Genomic DNA, 18649 nt, shown 5'->3' on the forward strand with positions numbered 1-18649 from the left:
GATAAATAAAATGCCCAGATTTAACTGGGCATATATAGTATTTAAGCTTTACTTGGACGTAATGCAGGGAACAAAATAACATCGCGAATTGTATGACTGTTAGTAAACAACATCACCATACGGTCAATACCAATACCAAGACCAGCTGTTGGCGGTAAACCATGTTCTAATGCAGTAACATAGTCCTCGTCATAGAACATCGCTTCGTCATCACCTTCATCTTTTTGACGAACTTGTTCGGCAAAGCGCTCTGCTTGGTCTTCCGCATCATTTAATTCCGAGAAACCATTACCGATTTCACGACCACCGATGAAGAATTCAAAACGGTCAGTGATGAATGGGTTATCATCATTGCGACGCGCTAATGGTGATACTTCAGCCGGATATTCGGTGATAAAAGTTGGTTGGATTAAATGACTTTCCGCAACTTCTTCAAAAATCTCACATTGAATGCGGCCAAGACCCCAGCTCTTCTCAATTTTGATACCAATTGATTGAGCAATCGCAACCGCTTTATCCATATCGTCTAAGTCAGCAACATTAGTTTCTGGACGATATTTACAGATAGCTTCTTTCATTGTTAATTTAGTAAATGGTTTACCAAAATCAAACTGCTGCTCACCATATTGAACAACCGTATTCCCTAACACTTTTTGTGTCAGTGTACGGAAGAGATCTTCAGTTAAAGCAATCAGATCACGGTAATCCGCATACGCCATATAGAGTTCCATCATAGTGAACTCTGGGTTATGGCGTGGAGATAGCCCTTCATTACGGAAGTTACGGTTAATCTCAAATACACGTTCAAAACCACCAACAACTAACCGTTTTAAGTACAGTTCTGGTGCAATACGTAAATACATATCAATATCTAACGCATTATGATGAGTAATGAACGGACGAGCAGATGCCCCGCCAGGGATAACTTGCATCATTGGTGTTTCGACTTCCATAAAGCCATTATCCACCATGAAATTACGGACTTCTGCAAGGATCTTCGAACGAACAATAAATGTATGACGTGACTCATCGTTAGCAATCAAATCAAGATAACGTTGACGATAACGTGTTTCTTGGTCTGCTAACCCATGAAATTTATCAGGCAAAGGGCGAAGCGCTTTAGTTAATAAACGCACTTCGTGACAATGAACCGTTAATTCACCTGTTTTGGTTTTAAATAAACGACCTTTTGCACCAAGGATGTCACCTAAGTCCCATTTTTTGAATTGCTCATTGTAGACGCCTTCGGCTAAATCATCGCGAGATACGTAAATCTGGATGCGCCCACCAACATCTTGTAACGTGGCAAATGACGCTTTACCCATAATACGGCGAGTCATCATACGACCTGCAATCGACACTTCAATATTTAAGTCTTCAAGCTCTTCTGATGTTTTATCATCATATTGAGCATGAATTTTGTCAGAAATATTTTCACGACGAAAATCATTGGGGAATGGAATACCCTTTTCACGCAATGCCACTAATTTTTCTTTGCGGGCTTTAAGTTCGTTATTCAAATCAGGTGCTTGTTCAGCGCCTTGTTGTTCCTGAGACATTTTTTCCTCACAGGCCAGCTTTTAAACTAGCTTCAATGAATTTATCCAAATCACCATCCAGTACGGCTTGCGTGTTACGCGTTTCCACACCAGTACGTAAATCTTTTATTCTTGCATCATCAAGGACATAAGAACGAATCTGGCTTCCCCAGCCAATATCGGATTTGTTCTCTTCCATCGCTTGCTTATCTGCATTTTTCTTCTGCATTTCCAGTTCGTATAACTTAGCTTTTAACTGGCGCATCGCTTGGTCTTTGTTTTTATGCTGCGAACGGTCATTCTGGCATTGAGTCACAATATTCGTTGGAATGTGTGTGATACGAACCGCTGACTCTGTTTTGTTAACGTGCTGACCACCAGCACCAGAAGCACGGTATACATCAATACGCAGATCCGCTGGATTAATGTCGATATCAATATCGTCATCCACTTCAGGGTAAATAAACGCAGAACTAAAAGAGGTGTGACGGCGCCCACCTGAGTCAAACGGGCTCTTACGCACTAAACGGTGAACCCCGGTTTCCGTTCTTAGCCACCCGTAGGCATAGTCACCAATAATTTTGACCGTTGCAGATTTCAGCCCAGCAACATCACCATCAGATTCTTCAATAATCTCGGTTTTAAAGCCCTTTGACTCTGCCCAGCGCAAATACATGCGTAACAGCATACTTGCCCAATCTTGCGCTTCAGTACCGCCAGAACCTGCTTGTAAGTCAATGTAGCAATCAGCGCTGTCATACTCACCTGAGAACATACGGCGGAATTCGAGCTGCTCTAACTTACCTTGTAGTAGCTCTAACTCAGCACCGGCTTCGTTGAAAGTATCTTCATCGTCGGCCTCAACAGCCAACTCCAATAAACCTTCTACGTCCTCAAGGCCTTGAACCATCTGGTCAATCGTTTCTACGATAACTTCAAGGGATGAGCGTTCTTTACCAAGTGCCTGAGCCCTTTCTGGTTCATTCCAGACATCTGGTTGCTCAAGTTCAGCGTTGACTTCTTCTAAGCGTTCTTTCTTGGCATCATAGTCAAAGATACCCCCTCAGAACCTCTGTCCGTTCAGACAGGTCCTGAATCTTACTTTTTACTGGGTTTATTTCAAACGTCATTTTTCAATATCTTATGGTTAGTCAAAAATAAAATTTTTATTTACAAACCGTTTAGTATAACGGAATTTATCTCAGGTTTATAGCGGCATCAAACGCTATTTCTCTGGCTATTTGTTAGCTCAATCCGGCCAAATATGTTCAACCATTAACTGGACATTTTTTTGCCCACGGTATTCATTTACATCAAGTTTAAACGCAATTTTTGCTTTCTTGATGCTGTTATCAGGCCACCGGCGAACATCAATATTAAACATGATGGCATCTAGCATAGGCCCACCACAAACAGGTTCTAACATCAATTTAAGGTGACGCTCCCCAACTAACCTTTGTTGTAGCAACTGGAAATGCCCGTCAAATACAGGTTCAGGGAATGCTTGCCCCCATGGGCCACTTTCACGAAGAAGCTCAGCTGTTTCTAAACAAAATTCATGGCGCGATAACTCACCATCGCTCCAAACTACGCCTGAAAGCTGCTCGGGCTGAATGAGTTCACCCATTAATAGTTCAAAATGATGTTTAAAAATATCAAATTTATCGACGTCCAAAGTCAACCCAGCCGCCATGGCATGGCCACCAAATTTTTGCATCAGCCCAGGTTGTAAGGTATTTAGCCGCTCTAAAGCATCTCGCATATGTACACCTTGAATTGAACGCCCTGACCCTTTTAATATCCCATCCCCTGCCGGTGCAAAAGCAATAACCGGGCGATGGTATTGTTCTTTTATCCTTGAAGCCAAAATCCCAACAACACCTTGGTGCCATTCAGGATGGTAAATCGCTAAGCCATTAGGCAATGGGTTATTACCGTATTCAAGTTTATTAAACAGAACCAATGCTTCTTGTTGCATCCCTGCTTCAATATCGCGACGTGTTTGGTTTAAACCATCAAGTTCGTTAGCAAGCTCCCGAGCATGGGCCATATCATCTGTTAATAATAACTCAATACTCACGGACATATCGTCTAACCTACCCGCAGCGTTTAGCCTTGGACCAAGTGCAAAACCGAAATCATTTGCGACTAACCTAGATAAGTCCCGTTTAGAAACTTCAATTAATGCTTTAATACCAACACAGCAACGGCCTGCTCTAACACGGTTTAAACCTTGATGAACTAAAATGCGATTATTGGTATCAAGGGGAACCACATCTGCCACAGTCCCTAATGCGACTAAATCAAGGTACTCTGCTAAATTAGGCTCACTAAGACCTTGTTGCGTAAACCACCCTTGTTGGCGTAAATGTGCACGCAATGCAGACATCAAATAAAAGGTCACGCCAACACCAGCGAGTGATTTGGACGCAAAACGGCAATCATTTAGATTTGGGTTAATAATTGCATCAGCTGCAGGTAAAACTTCGCCGGGCAGATGGTGATCCGTAATAATGACATTTATTCCATATTGGTTAGCTACGGCAACTCCCTCATGAGATGAAATACCATTATCAACAGTAATAATTAAATTTGTCCCGCGTTTATAAGCTTCTTCAACAACAAGCGGCGTTAAACCATAGCCATTTTCAAAACGATTAGGAACAATATAATTAAGGTTTGCATAGCCCATCGCTTTTAAGGCGCGGATAGCTAATGCCGTGCTCGTTGCCCCATCTGCATCAAAATCACCAACGATGGTGATCGCCTGATGTTCAACCAATGCGCGATAAAGCAGTGATAACGCATCCCCAATACCAGCTAATGAACGATAGTCCAATAAATTAGACGCTTTACGTTCTAATTGCGTTATGTCCGTGATCCCCCGATGCCGATAAATGCGCTGTAACAGCTCCGGTAAACCAGGTAATTGGACAGCCGAGTTATCTTGGGTTCTTTGTTGTAATAACGTTTCTACATTCACAATAATTAACTATTTTTGGTCAAGTAACTGGATAAGAGCATCTGGCTTAAGAAAACCGGATAACATTTGGCCGTCTGGTAATATGATGGCAGGCGTCCCTGTGACTTTAAATAAATTGCCGACATTCATATGTTTGCTTAAGTCAATTTTGCAACCATCAATCATCGCAATTTCGTCCCCTTTAAATGCCTGAGTCAAGGCTTTTTGAGGGAGACCATTACACCATATTGATGCCATTTTTTTACCTACGTCGCTATCAGCGCCTTGACGCGGATATGCAAGATAACGAACCGTAACCCCTTTACTGTTTAACTCACCAACAGATTCATGCAATTTTTTACAGTAACCGCAGCTAATATCGGTAAAGACAGTAACAACATATTTTTCTCGAGGCGCTTTGAAAATAATCATTTCATTTTTTAGTGCTTCAATTTTTTTCATCAGTGGCTGATTACTAATATTGACTGGGTTTTTGCCACTCATGTCATAAATCGGCCCTTGCAGTAAATATTTACCGTCGTCAGTGATATAAACAATACCAGTTGTTGTTTCAACGACATTCAAGCCGACTATTGGTGAGGGTTTAATTGCCTCAACCGACATATCGTATTTTTCTAACGTATCGCGGATCACTTTTTCTTCGGTTGCGCCATATACTGTCGCTGTAAATGCCGTAATACACGCGGCAGCCAATAATAACAATTTGCGTTTCATAGATAATCCTTTAATCATACATCACCCCCTTGGGTGATGTTGCTCATGTAACATGCGTAACCGTTCTGTGGCAACATGGGTATAAATTTGTGTTGTGGATAAGTCACTATGACCTAATAACATTTGCACAACACGTAAATCCGCCCCGTGGTTCAATAAATGGGTTGCGAATGCATGCCTCAGTACGTGAGGTGAGAGTAGTTCAGTATCAATATGAGCAAGTACTGCATAATATTTTATCCGATGCCAAAAAGTTTGCCGTGTCATTTTAGTGCCACGCTTACTGGGAAATAAAATATCGCTGGTTTTGCCATTCAATAGTTCAGGACGACTTTCATCAATATATTTTTCTAGCCAGTATATTGCCTCTTCTCCCAATGGAATCAATCTTTCTTTATCACCCTTACCTACCACACGGATGACACCTTGACGTAAACTGATATCTGAAAATGTTAAGCCTATCAATTCAGATACTCGCAAACCACAAGCGTACAACACTTCTAACATCGCTTTATCTCGTAACTCAAGCGCATCCTCTGTTGCGGGTGCATTCAATAAATCTTCGACTTGCCGCTCACTTAAATCCTTAGGTAAACGCTGAGGAATTTTGGGTGCTGCAATAACCGCAGATGGGTCATCGAGACGTATTTTTTCACGATACAAATACTGAAATAACCTACGCATAGCACTTAATAGGCGAGCAGAGCTGGTCGCTTTATAACCGCCATCAATGCGTTCTGCTAAAAAAGATTGCAGGTCAATTGACTGAACACTTTCTAAATACAATTGGTGAGCATCAAGCCAGTTGTCTAACGACTGAAGGTCATTACGATAAGATGCCAAAGTGTTTTCGGCAAGATCTTGTTCTAACCAAATGGTATCAAGAAATTGTTCAATTAATGGATTAAGTTGTTTTATTTCCACGAAAAATGAGCTTCCTTAGGGTAAGACCACACAATTCTATTATGCCTGAATGTAGTTGCTTCTGTTACAATACATCTCTTGTGATGAAAACCATAGCTGGACATAGTAACAATATATATGAAAATAGGTCTTTTTTACGGTTCTAGTACCTGTTATACCGAAATGGTTGCAGAAAAAATACGTGATATTCTGGGCGATGATTTCGTCACACTGCATAACGTTAACGATACACCGCCAACTGAAATGGAACAGTATGATGTTCTTATTTTGGGAATACCAACGTGGGATTTTGGTGAAATACAAGAAGATTGGCTAGAAATTTGGGAAGCGCTTCCCACTCTTAACTTAGCAAATAAAATTGTTGCTATGTACGGGTTAGGAGATCAAATAGATTATAGCGAATGGTTTCTTGATGCCTTGGGCATGTTATACCACCAATTAAAACCAACAGGTGTCAAATTTGTCGGTTTTTGGCCTACTGATGGCTATGAATTCGAAAGCCCAAAACCCTTAAATGAACAGGGTGATAAATTTGTTGGGCTAGCATTAGATGAAGTTCATCAATTTGAGCAGACCGATGAGCGCATTGCGCAATGGTGTGTGCAAATTTTGCAAGAAATCGAAGCTTCCCTGTAATACATGAACATAAGTGACTAAGGTTCTTTACGGCTACTTGTTTTTCAGTAGCCTTAAATATCAGGGTATTGAAGTAATAATTGGTTCAAATTACGCCAACTTTCCTCAGAAACAGAGTCTTTAGCAACCCATAGGTGAATTTTTTGTTGCTTACCTTGTAAAGCTTCTAATGACAATAAGATGCCATAGCGGCTCAACCAAGGTGCTTTCACAATATTCCATTCATTCTTTTTCCATTGGACTTTATTACCATTAACCAACACAGCAACCCCTTTTATTTTGCTGATGTTCTTTTGGCTTTTTGCCCAACTAGCCACCACAACCGCAAGAAGTGGCAACCATATCATTGAATGAGCCGGTGCCCATGGTGCAACAAGCAAAAACATGCCTACTGCCCCATGAACACAGGTTGAAAAAAACTGTGTTTTCCATGAAATGGAAAGATTAGATTTCCACAGGACCACGATTTTTATTTTTTTCCTGAATCAGTTTTACCATACGAAATAGCTCGTCGTCATCTGGGCGACCGTGATTCATTAACCAGTTAAATAAATCAGGGTCCGCACACTCCAATAAACGGACAAACACCTGTTTATCATTGGTTGTCAGACTATCATATTCATACTCAAAAAATGGCATGATTGAAATATCTAGCTCACGCATACCGCGGCGACAAGCCCAATGAATTCGCGCCTTGTTCTCAATATCCATTCCACTACGACCTTTTGTTGCAGTTAACTGATAAGATTGATTATTTTCAATACTCTAACAGATTATCTACTGAGAAAACATGCCATAGGCTACATTGTTGTAATTTTAGTAGTAAAATGCCGTTTTTCTACAAACAGATAACAAAAAAATACTCGATAATACCCGTGGTATCATAATAACTACTTGCAATGTTATCTAGCTATTTTACCATTAAGCACCTTTATCTATCAAAGAACAACAGGTGAAATCATGACTACCCAAATTGATATTGATAGTACACAACAATTTCCCTTTGAATCACACTCTTTACCGCTCGTTTTGATTTCACTGGAAAACTGGGAACTTATCCACCTTCATGGCCTAGACGCAGAAAAATATTTACAAGGCCAAGTGACCGCAGATGTTGCCACACTCACTCAATCACATGCATTAACTGCCCATTGCGACCCAAAAGGTAAAATGTGGAGTGACCTGCGGTTATTCCATCATTTAGAAGGGTTCTCTTATTTATTAAGAAGCAGTATTGCTGATACGCAACTCGCTGAACTCAAAAAATATGCAGTTTTTTCCAAAGTAACATTTGAGAAAAAAAATGAGCTTAAGCTACTTGGGGTAGCGGGTAAAGGAGCAAGAGCAGCACTTTCAGCAGTCTTTAGCATTTTACCTGACGAACAAAACCAAGTAGTCACTGACGGTGATTCGACTTTACTCTATTTTTCATTACCTACAGAACGTTTTTTAGTGGTTACAACAGAGGCAACAGCACAGACAATAGTGCAGACACTCGGTGCCCCACAAGTCAGTGATGAACAGTGGTTAGCACTCGATATCGAAGCAGGCTTTGCCGTTATCGACCAAGAAAATAGCGCTCAACACTTACCTCAAGCGGCTAATTTACAAGCTCTTCCTGATGGAATTAGCTTTAAAAAAGGCTGTTACACGGGTCAAGAAATGGTCGCTAGGGCCAAATTTCGTGGTGCCAATAAACGCGCAATGTATTTGTTAAAAGGAACAGGTTCAACACCCCCAAATATTGGTGAAGGCGTTGAATGGCAACTCGGCGATAAATGGCGCCGTACTGGGACAGTTCTTGCCACGGTTCGCTTAGGGGATGGCAAAATATATGTGCAAATCATTATGAATAACGATATGGAACCTGACAGTGTTTTTCGCGTTATGGGTGATGAGCAAAGCCATTTAACTATCGTACCGTTGCCATATTCATTAGAAGAAAAATAGTTGGGGTTTTTATGTCATCTGTATTAGGTAACGAGCCTATTGAGGTTATCAAGTTTGGGGCTTTTACCGAGGTCGTCCAATTTTTAATGGAATTAGATAAGCTCAAAAGTATTTACCGTAAAAATAAGTTATTGAATCGCGAACGCCAAGAAAATACTGCCGAACATAGCTGGCAGTTTGCAGTTGCAGCCATGAGCTTCGCCCCTTATGTTCAAGGTGTTAACATTGAGCATGCGATTAAATTAGCATTAGTTCACGACATAGTTGAAATTGACGCAGGTGATGTCATGGTATTCGATAATGCTGCTCGTGACGCTATCCATGAAGAAGAAGTTAAAGCGGCTAATCGTATTTTCAACCTATTGCCTAACCCGCAAGCTGAAACGCTTTTAGCATTATGGAATGAATATGATGCGCTTGAAACTCCTGAGTCCATTTACGCCAATGCGATTGATAGGGCTATGCCAATGCTGATGAATTTACATAATCAAGGGCAAAGCTGGGTTGAAAACAACATCCGTCTTGAGCAAGTAATCAGTAAATGTGATTATATAGAGCAAATTCTTCCTGATTTTTATCAACAACTTAAATTACAGTTAGAGCAAGCCCAGCAAAAAGGCTGGTTACTGTAATTCCCGATAAGCGGCTTAACGGTCGCTTATAAAAATCCTATAACCTCCTTCAAAACTAATTTTTAATACATTTAATAGTTTGCTAATTAATAAGATGTTACCTATGGTTTAAACAAACATTCACGTGATGTATTGATTATCAATTAGGTGACATATGCCAATGAATAAAATTAGCTCATCCCCTTATCTATTGTTACTTGATGTCCATTCTCCAGCCATTATTCAGTTTAATAAATCAACCTATCAAATTACATGCCTAATAGAACAATTAGGTGGAACACCAGATGGTATCGCCGTCGACCCAACGAATAAATTAATTTATTGGAGTAATATGGGAGAGGATTATGACGCTGATGATGGTTCAATTAACGTAATGAACTTCGATGGTAGTGGGCGAAAAATGTTGTTAGGTCATGGAGATGTCAGAACACCAAAACAGCTACAACTCGATTTAATCAATCAAAGGCTATATTGGTGTGATCGCGAAGGGGGAAAAGTTGCTTCTTGCCATGTCGATGGCTCAAACTTGCAAACTCATGTGGCAAGGCCCAGAAATAAGCAAAACCAAGTTGATATTTTAGACCAGTGTGTCGGTATTTCTTTAGATATTCCCAACAATTGGGTTTATTGGACACAAAAAGGGACGCCAAAAGGTAATCTTGGTCGTATTTTCAGAGCACCACTAAAACCAAACATTCAGCAACCACCCGAGAACCGAACTGATATTGAACTATTACTTGATCGCCTACCTGAGCCTATTGACCTATTACTTGATGAAGAAGCCTGTCTTTTATATTGGACGGATAGAGGTGCCGAACCGGATGGTAATAGTTTAAATTGTGCAAATGTGACGGCGCATGGCGTCAATAATCACAAAGTTATCAGCCGTGGTTTCAAAGAAGCTATCGGTCTCACTTATGATAAACCTGCTCAATTAATGTATGTCGCAGACCTAAATGGCGGGGTTTATCGCGTAACAATACCGACCGGTGACGTTGAGAAAGTTTATCAAGGTAAAAACTATACGGGGATCACCCAGTATTCACCTTAATTTATCATGTGAATATATTAAAGAAAAAGGCCTGACTCAGTCTAATATTGAGTTCAAGCCTTATAACTAATTTATTGATAGTGCTCAACATGATATGAGCACTTTAAATTATATCTTACATATACTCTTCAATCGGAACACACGAGCAATGTAAATGACGGTCGCCATACACATCATCAAGACGTTTAACCGCTGGCCAATATTTATTAGCTTTGGTTTGCGCCGTCGGGAACACAGCCAATTCACGGCTATAACTGTGAGGCCATTCTTGCGTTAGCTCGGTTTGGACATGAGGAGAATTCACCAGAGGGTTATCCTCAAGCGTCCACTGCCCTTCAACCACTTGGTCAATCTCATCCCGTATTGCTAACATCGCCTCAATAAAACGGTCGATTTCAGTGATACATTCCGATTCCGTTGGTTCTATCATCAACGTGCCTGCCACAGGGAAAGACATGGTTGGGGCATGAAAACCATAGTCAATCAACCGTTTAGCTATATCAAGCTCACTGATGCCGGTATCCTTTTTAATTGGGCGTAAATCAACGATACATTCATGAGCAACGTAACCATCTTGCCCTGTATATAAAATGTCATAGCGGCTGGAAAGGCGTTTAGCAATATAGTTCGCATTCAAAATAGCCACTTGGCTCGCTTTGCGTAAGCCATAAGAGCCCATCATTCGGATATACATCCAGCTAATGGGCAAAATAGAAGCGCTACCAAATGGAGCAGCAGAAACTGCACCTTGGTCTGTGACCATTTCTTGTTCAACTACTGAATGCCCTGGTACAAACGGAGCTAAATGTTTTTTCACCCCAATTGGACCCATACCTGGACCGCCACCACCATGAGGAATACAGAATGTTTTATGTAAATTTAAGTGAGACACATCCGCGCCAATAAAGCCCGGTGTCGTTAACCCAACCTGAGCATTCATATTTGCTCCATCAAGGTAAACTTGTCCACCATATTGATGAATAATTTCACAGACTTCGCGAATACTTTCTTCATAAACCCCATGTGTAGATGGATAAGTCACCATGACACAAGAAAGTACATCACTATATTGCTGCGCTTTATCGCGTAAATCGTCTAAGTCGATATTCCCTTCATCATCACAACGTACAACCACGACTTCCATACCTGCCATATGGGCAGACGCTGGATTGGTTCCATGAGCGGAAGCTGGGATCAAACAAATATTCCGCCCCCCATCATTACGGCTTTCATGATAACGGCGGATAGCGAGCAGCCCTGCATATTCCCCTTGTGCACCTGAGTTAGGTTGCATACAAACCGCATCGTAACCCGTTAATTGCACCAACCAATGAGAAAGCTGTTCAATCATTTGATGATAGCCTTGTGCTTGGTCCACAGGGCAGAATGGATGTAGCTCCCCAAATTCTGGCCATGTAATCGGGATCATCTCCGCGGCTGCATTAAGCTTCATCGTACACGACCCCAGCGGGATCATCGCTTGGTTCAACGCTAAATCTTTACGCTCAAGGCTATGCATATAACGCATCATTTCTGTTTCGCTGTGATAGCGATGAAAATTCGGATGAACTAAGATTTCATCTGCCCGTTGCATAGATTTTGGAATGGCGTGTTCTTGATTTGCAACAGATTGGTCTAATTTTTCAAAATCCAATTTAGTGTCAATACCCGTGATCACCGTAAACAGCTCATTTAAGTCCTGGCGAGTGGTGACTTCACTAAAGGTGACCCCCACGGCTCCACGAATATCCGTCCGTAAATTGATGTTTGCTTTTTCTGCTCGGGCTAATACTGCGGTTTTATCTTCCACTTCAACTGCTAAAGTATCAAACCAAGTTTTATGGCGTGATGAGAACCCCGCTTCGGCTAAAGCTTTAGCAAAGATTGATGTGAAGCGATGAATACGCCCAGCAATCATTTTTAAACCTTCAGGACCATGATAAACCGCATACATAGCCGCAATATTGGCTAACAAAACTTGTGAGGTACAAATATTTGAATTCGCTTTTTCACGACGAATATGCTGCTCACGGGTTTGCATCGCCATACGCAATGCTGTATTCCCCGCGGCATCGCGTGACACACCGATAATACGCCCCGGCATTGCACGTTTAAACTCATCACGGCAAGCAAAGAAAGCTGCATGTGGACCGCCATAGCCCATAGGTACACCAAAACGCTGCGCTGAGCCAAATACGATATCGGCCCCTTGTTTACCCGGTGCAGCTAATAACACTAATGCCATCATGTCTGCAGCAACACAGCTAACGATTTGGCGCTGTTTTAATGTTGCGAATAGTTCACTGTAATCATGGATATTACCGGTTGTGCCCACTTGTTGTAACAAGGCCCCAAACACCCCTTCATGTTCAAGAACTTTTTCTGCACTATCAACAATCACTTCAAAACCAAAGGTACCGGCTCGTGTTTTTACAACGTCAAGGGTTTGCGGGTGAATATCATCAGCAACGAAGAAACGTTCAGCATTCTTTAACTTACTAATTCGTTTTGCCATCGCCATGGCTTCAGCCGCCGCAGTCGCTTCATCTAATAATGAGGCTGATGCTAAGTCTAATCCGGTAAGGTCAATCGTTAACTGCTGGAAATTAAGTAATGATTCTAAGCGGCCTTGTGAAACTTCAGGTTGATATGGCGTGTAAGCTGTGTACCAACCGGGGTTTTCCAATAAGTTACGCAAAATAACAGGGGGAAGCACCGCGGGTGCATAACCCATCCCAATATAACTTTTAAAGCGTTTATTCAGTGATGCGATAGCTTTCAATTCAGCTAAAGCTTCCTGTTCAGTTGCCCCACCACCTACTCTTGGTGGCTCTGAAAGTAAAATTGCTTTAGGAACAATTTTGTCCATCAAAGCATCTAATGAGGTTGCACCCACAGTATCTAACATGGTTTTTATTTGTTGTTCTGATGAACCAATGTGGCGTGAAATAAATTCTGAACGGTTTTCTAATTGACTCAGTGACATCGACATATCTGTGTTCCCATCCTTTGTCTGCTATGCATAAGTTGTAGGGCGGTTATTACGGAACTTGCGAGGTAACGACTTGTTGCTTGCTAATTATATTTTTCAACTCTCTAAATAGTTCATCTTGTGACTAGGCGGCAAGCGGAGACAATCTTGGGGAGCATACACTAGTATGTGACCCGAGTTGTCGAGTGCAGTCAACACCCACAAAACAAACGTATTAATAAACCCTATAAATAATTCATCTTATAACTCATACTGAAAGTATTTATTCTAAATAGTTTGCGTTGTGGCTAGGCGGCAAGCGGAGACAATCTTGGGGAGCATACACTAGTATGTGACCCGAGTTGTCGAGTGCAGCCAACACCCACAAAACAAACGTATTAATAAACCCTATAAATAATTCATCTTATAACTCATACTGAAAGTATTTATTCTAAATAGTTTGCGTTGTGGCTAGGCGGCAAGCGGAGACAATCTTGGGGAGCATACACTAGTATGTGACCCGAGTTGTCGAGTGCAGCCAACACCCACAAAACAAACGTATTAATAAACCCTATAAATAATTCATCTTATAACTCATACTGAAAGTATTTATTCTAAATAGTTTGCGTTGTGGCTAGGCGGCAAGCGGAGACAATCTTGGGGAGCATACACTAGTATGTGACCCGAGTTGTCGAGTGCAGCCAACACCGCCACAACACAAAATATGACGAATAAATTATTCTTCAACTTCAATCATTGAGATATAACCCGCCGCATCAATTAAGTCCGCCAGCTCAGAGGTATCCGACGCTTTAATTCGGAAAATCCAACCTTCTTGATAAGGCTGTTCATTTACTAGTTCAGGTGAATCATTCAGGTCGCTATTAACTGCAACAATTTCACCGCTCAAAGGTGCGTAGATATCAGATGCCGCTTTTACGGATTCCACAACAGCACAGTCATCACCTGCGCTAACCACGCTACCAACCTCAGGTAAATCAACAAACACCATATCACCCAGAGTTTCTTGCGCATGCTCAGTAATACCAACGGTATACTCACCGTTACCTTCATCACGCAGCCACTCATGTTCACGGGTATACAATAATTCTTTAGGTGTATTGCTCATTATTTGCCTCTCAATTTTAAAATTTGTTTATCGGGTTACCCCAAATTACACTAAGCAGTTACCTTCGCGGACAAAGCCCGGTTTAACCACTTCAACTGGCATTTCTCGATGTCGAATTTCAACAATCGCTTTGTCTTGAATTCCGTTAGGGACACGCGCCAACGCAATACTAAATCCGAGAGTTGGAGAGAAAGAACCACTCGTGATTACCCCCTCTTGTAATTTACCCAATTCATCAGTAAAGCGGACCACTTGCCCTGCTCGCAGTATACCTTTTTCACGCATCACAATACCGACGAGTTTTTCAGTTCCTTGTTCGCGTAATTGTTCTAATGCCTCACGCCCAATAAATTGGCGGTCTTCCGGTTTCCAAGCAACCGTCCACCCCATATTCGCGGCTAGAGGGGAAATACTTTCATCCATATCTTGGCCATAGAGATTCATACCTGCTTCTAAACGCAATGTATCACGTGCGCCAAGGCCAGCAGGATGGACACCCGCTTTTAATAACTTATGCCAAAAACCAACAACTTGATTTTTCGGCATCGCAATTTCATAACCTTTTTCACCGGTATACCCTGTCGTGGCGATAAATAAATCCCCTGTTTGGACACCATAGAAAGGTTTCATGCCAGCAATGGCTTTATTTTGCTCATCACTGAGCAAGGAGTGTACTTTTTGCTGAGCTTGAGGGCCTTGAACTGCCAATAAGGCTAAATCATCCCGTACACGAATTTCGACAGCATAACCCGCTGCGTGCTGCTCAATCCATGCGATGTCTTTATCCCTTGTCCCAGAGTTAACCACCAAACGATAGAAACCCTCTTCCAAATAATAAACAATCAGGTCATCAATAACCCCACCGGATGCATTTAACATACCCGTGTACAAGGCTTTACCTTTCTCTGTAAGTTTATTGATATCGTTAGCGAGTAGATAACGAAGAAAGTCACGACAACCTTCACCATGTAAATCGACAATAGTCATATGGGAAACATCAAACATCCCTGCATCGGTTCTGACGAAATTATGTTCATTGATTTGAGAACCATAATGCAACGGCATCATCCAGCCATGAAAATCCACCATCTTTGCGCCGCAGGCTATATGCTCTTCATATAGTGTTGTTTGCTTTACCATGAATACCCTCTTTACATTATTTATATGACAGGGTGATTGCGTGGTTAAGAATACCTATTATCGATTAATCAATTGGCATTACTAACCTGACGCAAACGATAACATTTTTAAAAACCTACCATTGTTCGCGGCTAGATTCTATAAAAAAAAATAGGGCTACTGCTCCACTGTATTACTGATTACATCCTACTTTTACCAGTGCTTTTTGTTAAATAATTGAGAATGATCACTCAAAATGCTTACAATCAAGGCAGAATAGATTAAAAAGCAACCAGATTATATTCTTTATGAATAAAATTGGAGAGCAAAACCCAACGAGCAAAATAAGTAAAACTAATGCGAAATGTGGCTGCAATTAGTTTTTTTCAGTCATACTGTGAAAATAATACTGCGCCCAAATAGCAAATTAAACGAAAGACCATGGCAGGATCAGGGATTAAACAATACGAGTTATTTCTGGCAACAGAATATGTATTAACAGACTTGGAATTTAATATGACAAGATAAAGGTATAACTGGCGCTATACCTTTACTGAACAAGAAATTAGAGCGACTCTTCTAATGATAGTTTTTCCAACCATTTAGGCATATCAGATAACCCCATAGCATGGTTCAATAACTGGGGTTTAACACCCGGCAAACTATCAGCCAAAACTAGACCAATATCACGCAGCAGTTTCTTCGCAGGGTTATTCCCCTCAAATAGCTCTCGGAAACCTTGCATCCCCGCTAGCATCAATGCAGCACTGTGTTTTCGACTACGCTCATAATCACGCAAGTAGAGATATTGGCCAAAGTCTTTACCCTCCCGATGTAAGCGTTTAATTTCACCAATTAACATCGCCACATCCATAAAACTAAGGTTAACGCCTTGACCAGCCAATGGGTGGATAGTATGTGCCGCATCACCTAATAAAGCTAAGCGTTGAGCGGCAAATTGCCTAGCATAACGCCCTATTAATGGTATTGTTAGCCTGTCACTTTCTAATTGGCAAAGACCAAGACGTAAATCAAACGCCACTGCGAGCTCTTTATCAAAACTTGCCTTATCTAACGTTTGTCGCCTTGCAGCCTCCGTTGCCCCTTGTGACCAAACAATAGAACAAAGGTGTGGGTCACTTAAGGGTAAAAACGCTAAAATGCCTTCACCATTAAAAGCTTGCCTTGCGATCCCTTCATGGGGTTTTTCGGTTCTGATAGTTGCAACAAGCGCAGTATGCTCGTAATCCCAAAAAGTCAGCGGGATATCAGCATGGCTACGTAACCATGAGTTTGCCCCATCAGCCCCAACTATTAGCCTTGCCGTCAGCATGTTTTCATCTTCTAATGTGATAAAAACATCATTTTCCCCCCAAGCCACTTTTTTTATCGCTACAGGCGCTAATAACGTTACATCCCTTAGTTGAGACGCTTTATGCCATAAAGCATCTCGCACCACATTATTCTCAACAATATGACCTAAATGGGTCAAATTTTGTTCGTTAGCAGAAAATGTAATACGGCCAAAGCTGTCGTTATCCCAGACTTCCATACCACCGTAAGCTGAGGCTCGCATTTCTTTAATAGCTGACCAAACACCTAAGTGAGTAAGTAATTTCTCACTCGCTGCATTAATTGCCGACACTCTTAATGCGTAAGGTTCTGCCGCTGAAAATGTGCATTTAGGGGGGGTATTTTCAACCACAGCGATACGTAGGCCACTGCCTTCTAAACCACAAGCCAGCGCAAGTCCAGCCATACCCCCGCCAGCGATAACCACATCAAATGATTGCATGTTATTAATTTCCTCTCTATTTCGTGGTTATTGGTGTGTAACCCAACCCAATGTTTGGCGCGCCAAAACATCGCGAGCGGGTGGCAACATTTCCATTGCCATTAAGCCTAAATTACGGCCAACAATCAGTGGTAAGCAACGGTTAGCAAATATGCGTACTAACCCATCGGTCATTGTGACGGTTTTGTCCCTATCGAGAGCCCGTATTTGTTGGTACTGACTTAACAACGAATAGCTGCCGATATCTTGATTATCAGCATGTGCATTCACCACCGTTTGAGCTAATTGCATAACATCACGGAGTCCTAAATTAAAGCCTTGCCCTGCAATAGGGTGTAATGTTTGTGCTGCATTACCAACCAATACCACTCGGTGGCTGACCGGTGTCAGTGCCTTGCGTAATACTAATGGGTAGCAATGACGCTTACCGGCCATCACAACCTCACCTAAACGCCAACCAAATGCTTGTTGTAGCCTGTGAATGAATGTTGCATCATCCCATGCATTAATGGCATCAGCTTGTTCTTGATGGTGGCACCAAACCAAAGAGCTACGCCCTTGTGACATAGGTAATAGTGCAAGGGGGCCAAATTCAGTAAAGCGTTCAAAGGCTTGGCCTTTTGGGTCAACCGCCGTTTTCACATTAGCGATGATGGCTACTTGCCCATAATCATCTTGTTGCCATTGTATGTTACATGCTTTACCAATCGCAGAATGGCTACCATCAGCGGCAACCAATAATTGACCAGTTACTGTATCACCATTGTCCAAAGTCACGCTAACAGAGCCTTGTTCACGATGAACACTTTCGACTTTGGCGGGGCAGTATAATGTCACCCCCGGCGCTTTACGCAGAAGGGAGAATAAACGGGTTCCAGCCTCATGTAACTCAATCACATTACCCAATGCGGCAATATGATAATCTTTTGCGGCAATATTGACAAAACCCGCATGCCCTCTATCAGAAACATGAACGTGATTAATCGGTGTCACACAATCTGAGAATGCAGGCCACACCCCTATTTTTGATAAATACTGGCAAGTACCATGTGCTAATGCAATGGCTCTAGCATCAAACCCTGGGTGCTTGCCTTCCGGTAAAGCGGCCTCGATGAGTGAAACCGATAACTTTCCTTGGCTAAGGGAAGAAATAGCGAGTGCTAACGTCGCGCCCGCCATTCCGCCCCCCACGATAATCACATTCATG

At 41.8% G+C, this 18649-nt stretch carries 16 protein-coding genes; 4 read left to right on the forward strand and 12 right to left on the reverse strand.

The genetic code is table 11. The features are described 5' to 3' along the window. Positions 1 to 41 precede the first annotated feature (41 nt). The 5 genes from lysS to xerD form a co-directional block, all read right to left on the reverse strand. Positions 42 to 1559 (reverse strand): lysine--tRNA ligase, encoded by a 1518-nt coding sequence (gene lysS, locus RB151_RS14860; RefSeq protein ID WP_042845032.1) that lies wholly within the window; start codon positions 1557 to 1559, stop codon positions 42 to 44. Between the two features lie 7 nt (positions 1560 to 1566). Further along, positions 1567 to 2668, reverse strand: a protein-coding gene (gene prfB, locus RB151_RS14865) for a peptide chain release factor 2 (protein WP_105881210.1) whose coding sequence is annotated in 2 segments (ribosomal slippage) — positions 1567 to 2589 and positions 2591 to 2668 — 1101 coding nt in all. Because the reading frame shifts where the segments join, the coding sequence is not laid out codon by codon here. 119 nt (positions 2669 to 2787) lie between these two features. After that, on the reverse strand, positions 2788 to 4521 hold the full coding sequence (recJ, locus tag RB151_RS14870; RefSeq protein ID WP_042845035.1) for a single-stranded-DNA-specific exonuclease RecJ: 1734 nt from the start codon (positions 4519 to 4521) through the stop codon (positions 2788 to 2790). A 9-nt stretch (positions 4522 to 4530) separates the two neighbouring features. Beyond that, positions 4531 to 5235, reverse strand: coding sequence for a bifunctional protein-disulfide isomerase/oxidoreductase DsbC (dsbC, locus tag RB151_RS14875; protein WP_071548860.1), 705 nt, complete (start codon positions 5233 to 5235; stop codon positions 4531 to 4533). Positions 5236 to 5256: 21 nt separating this feature from the next. Beyond that, positions 5257 to 6159: a site-specific tyrosine recombinase XerD gene (gene xerD / locus RB151_RS14880; RefSeq protein WP_042845037.1), complete on the reverse strand. Its 903-nt coding sequence runs from the start codon at positions 6157 to 6159 to the stop codon at positions 5257 to 5259. Between the two features lie 117 nt (positions 6160 to 6276). Here xerD and fldB point away from each other — a divergent pair, with 117 nt between their 5' ends. Next, positions 6277 to 6795 (forward strand): flavodoxin FldB, encoded by a 519-nt coding sequence (fldB, locus tag RB151_RS14885; protein WP_042845038.1) that lies wholly within the window; start codon positions 6277 to 6279, stop codon positions 6793 to 6795. A 53-nt stretch (positions 6796 to 6848) separates the two neighbouring features. Here fldB and RB151_RS14890 read toward each other — a convergent pair whose 3' ends face one another. Together RB151_RS14890 and sdhE are read right to left on the reverse strand one after the other, a co-directional pair. Further along, entirely contained in the window at positions 6849 to 7259 is a 411-nt protein-coding gene (locus tag RB151_RS14890; protein WP_042845040.1) for a protein YgfX, read from the reverse strand. Continuing rightward, positions 7240 to 7506 carry an FAD assembly factor SdhE gene (sdhE, locus tag RB151_RS14895; RefSeq protein ID WP_042845042.1) on the reverse strand — a complete coding sequence of 89 codons (267 nt, stop codon included), beginning with the start codon at positions 7504 to 7506 and terminating at the stop codon, positions 7240 to 7242. Before sdhE ends, RB151_RS14890 begins: the two co-directional genes overlap by 20 nt. A gap of 249 nt (positions 7507 to 7755) precedes the next feature. Between sdhE and ygfZ the strand changes: the two genes are divergently transcribed. The 3 genes from ygfZ to RB151_RS14910 all read left to right on the forward strand — a co-directional run bounded on the left by ygfZ (position 7756) and on the right by RB151_RS14910 (position 10428). Continuing rightward, positions 7756 to 8745, forward strand: coding sequence for a tRNA-modifying protein YgfZ (gene ygfZ / locus RB151_RS14900; RefSeq protein WP_071548273.1), 990 nt, complete (start codon positions 7756 to 7758; stop codon positions 8743 to 8745). Between the two features lie 11 nt (positions 8746 to 8756). Then, positions 8757 to 9377: an HD domain-containing protein gene (locus tag RB151_RS14905; protein ID WP_071548274.1), complete on the forward strand. Its 621-nt coding sequence runs from the start codon at positions 8757 to 8759 to the stop codon at positions 9375 to 9377. A 160-nt stretch (positions 9378 to 9537) separates the two neighbouring features. Next, a complete protein-coding gene (locus RB151_RS14910) occupies positions 9538 to 10428 on the forward strand; it encodes a hypothetical protein (protein WP_225832977.1) in 891 nt (296 codons plus the stop codon). A 115-nt stretch (positions 10429 to 10543) separates the two neighbouring features. On the opposite strand, the gene gcvP is transcribed toward RB151_RS14910, so the two are convergent. The 5 genes from gcvP to ubiH form a co-directional block, all read right to left on the reverse strand. Then, positions 10544 to 13420 carry an aminomethyl-transferring glycine dehydrogenase gene (gene gcvP / locus RB151_RS14915; RefSeq protein WP_042845048.1) on the reverse strand — a complete coding sequence of 959 codons (2877 nt, stop codon included), beginning with the start codon at positions 13418 to 13420 and terminating at the stop codon, positions 10544 to 10546. A gap of 715 nt (positions 13421 to 14135) precedes the next feature. Then, entirely contained in the window at positions 14136 to 14528 is a 393-nt protein-coding gene (gene gcvH / locus RB151_RS14920) for a glycine cleavage system protein GcvH (protein WP_042845049.1), read from the reverse strand. Between the two features lie 45 nt (positions 14529 to 14573). After that, the gene (gcvT, locus tag RB151_RS14925) at positions 14574 to 15668 is read right to left on the reverse strand and encodes a glycine cleavage system aminomethyltransferase GcvT (RefSeq protein WP_042845051.1); all 1095 of its coding nucleotides are present in this window, start codon (positions 15666 to 15668) and stop codon (positions 14574 to 14576) included. A gap of 544 nt (positions 15669 to 16212) precedes the next feature. Next, complete coding sequence (gene ubiI / locus RB151_RS14930; RefSeq protein WP_071548275.1) at positions 16213 to 17442, reverse strand: FAD-dependent 2-octaprenylphenol hydroxylase; 1230 nt, start codon at positions 17440 to 17442, stop codon at positions 16213 to 16215. 27 nt (positions 17443 to 17469) lie between these two features. Next, positions 17470 to 18648 (reverse strand): 2-octaprenyl-6-methoxyphenyl hydroxylase, encoded by a 1179-nt coding sequence (gene ubiH / locus RB151_RS14935; protein ID WP_042845054.1) that lies wholly within the window; start codon positions 18646 to 18648, stop codon positions 17470 to 17472. Position 18649: the final 1 nt, after the last annotated feature.

The organism is Providencia rettgeri, assembly GCF_001874625.1.
Classification (GTDB): Bacteria; Pseudomonadota; Gammaproteobacteria; order Enterobacterales; family Enterobacteriaceae; genus Providencia; species Providencia huashanensis.